Raw genomic sequence first — 4,375 nt, forward strand, 5'->3', positions numbered from 1 at the left:
CGGGCGCGGGGACGAGCCGCAGCGGAACAGAACACAACCAACACACCACCTCCCCGCCCCCCCCCCCCCTCCCGCAGGCCCCCCCCTCCCACAATTGGATCTATGTTTACTTCCAGAGATGGATCGGCCAGCCGGATTTTTCGGCATGCTCCAGCAGCGCCGGATCCGGATTCACCACGTGCGGGAAATCCACCTTCAGCAACAATGGCAAATCGTTGCGTGAGTCGGAGTAGAAACTCGCGCCTTCCAGGTTCTCTTCCTCGGCATCCAGCCATTCCAGCAGGCGGGTGATCTTGCCTTCGCGGTAGGTCAGTGTGCCGACGGTCTGGCCAGTGTAAACACCGTGCGCGACATCCAGTTCGATGCCGAGAATTTCGTCGATGCCCAGGCGCTCGGCGATCGGTTTGACCAGGTGCGTGCCGGAAGCCGAGATCACCAGAATCCGGTCGCCGGCCTTGCGGTGGGCGGCGATGGTTTTGGTCGCGTCGCTGAAGATGATCGGTTCGATGAAGTCTTCCACCCATGGGCCGACCAGGTGTTCGACTTCTTCCGGGGTACGGCCGACCATCGGTTCGAGGCTGAACGCCATGAATTCTTCCATGCGCAATTTGCCATGGCTGTAGGCGTCCATCAGCTCGTTGTTCTTGCGCATGAACGACTCGGGATCGACCCAGCCCAGGCGCCCCATCTGCTCGCTCCAGAGGGTGGCGCAGTCGCCGTGGATCAGGGTTTCGTCCAGATCAAAAATTGCCAGGGCCATCAGTGCAGTTCTCTCTTCAACGTCAGCAAAGTCATCAGGCTACCTCACACAGGGCCGTCGGATCGATGGAAAGCGCCAGACGCTGACCGTCGGGATGCAGATCCGCCGCCGAGCGGTTGAGCACGTCCACCACCAGTTCCACGCCGCGCGCTTCGACCCGGTAGCGGATCACGTTGCCGAGCAGGCTGTGGCTGCGGATCTGTGCATCGAGTTCGCCATTGAGGCTCAGCTCGATGGCTTCCGGACGAATCGCGATGCGATGGTTGATCGGCCGTTGCAGCAGTTTCGAGGCGCTCTCGGCGTCGAGCAGGTTGTAGTTGCCGATGAAGCCGGCGGCGAAGATATCGACCGGCGCGGTGTAGAGGGTTTCGGCGTCGCCGCTCTGCACGATTTTCCCTTGGTTCATCAGGAAAATCCGGTCGGACATGGTCAATGCTTCTTCCTGATCGTGGGTGACGAAAATCGTGGTCAGGCCGAGTTCGCGCTGGATCTGCCGGATCTGTTCACGCAGGTGTTTGCGGATACGCGCATCCAGCGCCGACAGTGGTTCATCCAGCAGCAACAGGCGTGGGCGAGTCACCAGCGAGCGGGCGAGGGCCACGCGTTGACACTGGCCGCCGGAGAGCTGATGCGGATAACGACTGGCGAAGTCGTTGAGCTCAACCAGTTTCAGCACCTCGGCGACACGCTTGTGGCTGTCGTCGGCATTGACCTTCTGCATGCGCAGGCCGAAGGCAACGTTTTGTTCGACGGTCATGTTGGGGAACAGCGCGTAGCTCTGGAACACCATGCCGATCCCGCGTTTCTGCGGGCTCAGCGGCACGATGTCGACGCCATCAAGCAGGATCTTGCCGCCATCCACCGGCGTCAGGCCGGCAATGCAGCGCAGCAGCGTGGACTTGCCGCAACCGGAAGGGCCGAGCAGGGTGACGAATTCGCCCTTGTTGATTTCGCAGTTGATGTCGCTGAACACGGTCGTGCCCGCGTAGTTTTTCTGCAGGTGTTGGACGCTGACATAGCTCATTCGCTTTTGTCCTTGTTCAAGATGTTGGCGATCCAGGTCAGGACCAGCACGAAAAAGAAGTACGAGATCACCAGCGCACTGGTGAAGTGGCCGCTGCTGTTGCGCATGTTGTTCAGGTACACCTGCAGGGTTTCGTAGCGCGTGCCGACGAGTATGTTGGCGAACACGAACTCACCGAACAGGAACGAGAACGACAGCAGCAACGCGACCATCAGGCCCTTGCGCAGGTTCGGCAGCACCACCAGAAATGCCGCCTGAAAGGTGCTGGCGCCGAGCAGTTGCGCGGCGTCCATCAGGTCGCGCAGGTTGATCGCCTGCAGGTTGTTGGTGATCGCCCGGTACATGAACGGCAGCGCCACGGTGAAGTAGCAACCGATCAGAATCCACGGTGTGCCGACCATCGCCAGTGGCCCGGAACCGTACAGTTGCAACAGACCCACCGACGACACCACCGGCGGCACCGCGAAGGGCAGCAGGATCAGGATGTTCATCAGCGCATCGAGTTTCGGGAAGTGGTAATGCACCACGAACAGCAGCGGCAGGATCAGCACCACCGACAGCACCAGCGCGCCGACGCACACCAGCAGCGACTGGCCGAAGGCATGCAGGAAGCGCGGGTCGCTCCACAACTGGAGGTACCACTTGAAGGTGAAACCGCTGGGCAGGATGGTCGCCGACCAACTGCTGGCAATCGAGTAGATCAGCGTGCCCACCAGCGGCAGCAGCAGAATCGCGAACAGCAGATAAACCACGACGCGGTGGTAGACGCCGGCCGGGCCGGATTCAGCGCGAGACATGGTAGCTCCTCTTCAACAGCAGTTGATGCACGACGGTGACGATGGTCATCAACGCCACCAGCACCACGGCCAGGGCACTGGCGAGATTCGGATCGAGGGAAATATCCCCGGAAACCATTGCCGCGATGCGGATCGGCAGCACGTTGAAGTTGCCGGTGGTCAAGGCGTACACCGTGGCGTAGGCGCCGAGGGCGTTGGCCAGCAGGATCACGAAGGTGCCGAGCAGGGCCGGGGTCAGCACCGGCAGACCGATGTGACGCCAGAACTGCCAGCCGTTGGCGCCGAGCAGCGCGGCGGACTCGCGCCAGTCTTCACGCAAGGCGTCGAACGCCGGGTACAGCAGCAGCACGCCGAGGGGAATCTGGAAGTAGGTGTAGAGGATGATCAGACCGGTTTTCGAGTACAGGTTGAAGTCCTGAATGACCCCGGCCTGCTTGAGCATGATGGTGATGCTGCCGTTGAAGCCGAGCAGGATGATGAACGCGAAGGCCAGCGGCACCCCCGCGAAGTTGCTGGTCATGTTGGCGAAGGCATTCACGAAGTTGCGCAGTTTCGAGTCGACCCGGCGCAACGAATACGCACCGAGCACGGCGATGATGATGCCGAATACGCTCGACCAGAAACTGATCTCCAGGCTGTACTGAATCGCCTGCAAATAGAACTTCGAGCTGAAGATCTTGCTGAAGTTGGCGAAGCCCCAGCCGAACTCTTCCGATTGCAGGCTGTTGATCATCACCCAGACCAGCGGGGCGATTTCGAACACGATAAAGAACAGCGCGAACGGCACCAGACACAGGGCCGCGAGCCATTTGCCGCGAGTCATGGCGTTCACTTGAGCAGCTCCCGGCACACAGGTTTGTCGTGAGGGACGCCGAGCAGTTCGCAGACCGTGCCGCAGATATCGGTCTGCTTCGGCGCGGCCTCAGCGTTGAGGCTGAAGGCGTTGCCGAGGACGAACAGCGGCACCTGGCGCTCTTCCGGTAGCAAGCCGTTGTGCGAGCGGTCGTTGTTCATGCCGTGATCGGCAGTCACCAGCACCTGATAACCCGCGTCGAGCCAGCCTTGCAGGTAGTCGGCGAGGATGATGTCTGCCGAGCGTGCGCTGTTGCGGTATTGCGCGGAGTCGAGGCCATGCTTGTGCCCGGCGTCGTCGATGTTCATCGGGTGGATCAGCAGGAAATTCGGCGCATGGCGCAGGCGCAGGTGTTCCGCGTCGGCGAACAGGTGCGAATCCGGGTAGTGATCGTTCCAGTAGAAATGTCCGTGCTGGATCGGTAGCGCTGGATCGTCGGTATGACGGTCGCGGGCCGCTTCGAACGGCGAGCGGTTGTACAGCTCGCTGACCCAGTGATAAGCCGCTGCGGCGGTTTTCAGGCCGGCGTCGCGGGCGTAGTGATAGATGCTGCGCTGATTGGACAGGCGCGCAACGTTGTTGTGGACGATGCCGCTGTCGATCGGCGGCACGCCGGTAAGGATGCATTCGTAAAGCGGTCGGGACAGGGCCGGCAACTCGCACTCCAACTGATAGAGCGCGGCGCGTCCTGCGCCAACGTAAGCCTGCAGATGCCCCATGGCGTGCCGCGCGACCTCGTAATTGAGACCGTCGAGCACGACAAGGATGACGTTGTGCTTCATAGGGGCAAAAACTCCGCGAAAACAGGAAATTACAGATTCAACCTGGATCCCCTGTGGGCGCGGGCTTGCTCGCGGAGGGGGGGGGGCAGTCAATAAAAGGTTGACTGGTCCACCCCATTCGCGGGGAAGCCCCCCCCCCCCCTTGGGACTCCCACGGAG

At 61.3% G+C, this 4,375-nt stretch carries 5 protein-coding genes; all 5 read right to left on the reverse strand.

The features are described 5' to 3' along the window. Positions 1–106: 106 nt before the first annotated feature. Genes LVD08_RS27825 through LVD08_RS27845 form a run of 5 tightly spaced genes read right to left on the reverse strand, consistent with a single transcriptional unit; the run spans position 107 to position 4,216 of the window. Positions 107–760 (reverse strand): HAD family hydrolase, encoded by a 654-nt coding sequence (locus tag LVD08_RS27825; RefSeq protein ID WP_247269757.1) that lies wholly within the window; start codon positions 758–760, stop codon positions 107–109. Between the two features lie 34 nt (positions 761–794). Continuing rightward, positions 795–1,784: an ABC transporter ATP-binding protein gene (locus tag LVD08_RS27830; protein WP_222015623.1), complete on the reverse strand. Its 990-nt coding sequence runs from the start codon at positions 1,782–1,784 to the stop codon at positions 795–797. Then, complete coding sequence (locus LVD08_RS27835) at positions 1,781–2,581, reverse strand: ABC transporter permease (RefSeq protein ID WP_007965346.1); 801 nt, start codon at positions 2,579–2,581, stop codon at positions 1,781–1,783. Before LVD08_RS27835 ends, LVD08_RS27830 begins: the two co-directional genes overlap by 4 nt. Next, a complete protein-coding gene (locus tag LVD08_RS27840) occupies positions 2,568–3,404 on the reverse strand; it encodes an ABC transporter permease (protein WP_177325647.1) in 837 nt (278 codons plus the stop codon). Before LVD08_RS27840 ends, LVD08_RS27835 begins: the two co-directional genes overlap by 14 nt. Positions 3,405–3,409: 5 nt before the next feature. Continuing rightward, a complete protein-coding gene (locus tag LVD08_RS27845; RefSeq protein WP_247269758.1) occupies positions 3,410–4,216 on the reverse strand; it encodes an alkaline phosphatase family protein in 807 nt (268 codons plus the stop codon). Positions 4,217–4,375: the final 159 nt, after the last annotated feature.

This window comes from Pseudomonas sp. YL2, assembly GCF_023063025.1.
GTDB lineage: Bacteria > Pseudomonadota > Gammaproteobacteria > Pseudomonadales > Pseudomonadaceae > Aquipseudomonas > Aquipseudomonas putida_A.

Bases quoted from the DNA above. Each gene is read 5' to 3' on its own strand.
- LVD08_RS27825 (WP_247269757.1), bottom strand. From the start codon at position 760: ATGGCCCTGGCAATTTTTGATCTGGACGAAACCCTGATCCACGGCGAC.
- LVD08_RS27830 (WP_222015623.1), bottom strand. From the start codon at position 1,784: ATGAGCTATGTCAGCGTCCAACACCTGCAGAAAAACTACGCGGGCACG.
- LVD08_RS27835 (WP_007965346.1), bottom strand. From the start codon at position 2,581: ATGTCTCGCGCTGAATCCGGCCCGGCCGGCGTCTACCACCGCGTCGTG.
- LVD08_RS27840 (WP_177325647.1), bottom strand. From the start codon at position 3,404: ATGACTCGCGGCAAATGGCTCGCGGCCCTGTGTCTGGTGCCGTTCGCG.
- LVD08_RS27845 (WP_247269758.1), bottom strand. From the start codon at position 4,216: ATGAAGCACAACGTCATCCTTGTCGTGCTCGACGGTCTCAATTACGAG.